Annotated in this window: 1 protein-coding gene and 1 pseudogene; both read right to left on the reverse strand. The window is 72.9% G+C overall.

Annotated features, from left to right (window positions below; all coding sequences use genetic code 11):
* Positions 1–402, reverse strand: a 402-nt coding sequence (locus ACK4TH_RS12940) for a TRAP transporter small permease (protein ID WP_409627025.1), incomplete at its 3' end; no start/stop codon positions are given.
* Between the two features lie 7 nt (positions 403–409).
* A pseudogene (locus ACK4TH_RS12945) lies at positions 410–602 on the reverse strand (C4-dicarboxylate ABC transporter substrate-binding protein); the annotation flags it as partial.

The raw sequence follows: 602 nt of genomic DNA on the forward strand, positions 1-602 counted from the left end.
AATCCACAGCGGCGTGGCGTCCAGCCCGGTGGAGATATCGTGGAAGGCGTGGCTCTGCCACACCAGCCGCAGCGAGAACCACGCCAGCCCGCCCGCCAGCGCCAAGCCCACCGCATGCACCGCCAGCTCCACCGCGCGCCGCGCCGGCGCCGGCAGGCGCTGCAGCACCAGCATCACGCGGATGTGCTCGCCGCGGCGCAGCGTCGGCGCCAGCGCCAGGAACGCCGCCGCGGCCATGCAGTAGCCGGCGTAGGCGTCCGAGCCGGGCAGCGCCAGCGCGGGCCAGAGCCGCCCGGCGATGCCGAGCAGCACCATCGCCAGCGTGCCGACCAGGAACAGCGCGGCCACCCAGCCGGCCATCTCGAACAGGCGATCCAGCGCCTTCATCACCGACTCGGGCACGGCGCCGTCACTTGCGGTAGGCGGCCAGCACCGCCGCGCCCTCGGCCCCGGCCTGGCGCGTCCACTCCTCGATCATTGTCTGGCCGACCTTGCGCAGGTCGGCCTGCAGCTGCGGCGAGCCTTTGCTGACTGTCATGCCGTTCTTGCGCAGCTGCTCCAGGTACCAGGCGGTTTTTTCCTCGCTCTCGCGCCAGCCGCGC

This window comes from Tepidimonas sp., assembly GCF_046292505.1.
Lineage (GTDB): Bacteria > Pseudomonadota > Gammaproteobacteria > Burkholderiales > Burkholderiaceae_C > Tepidimonas.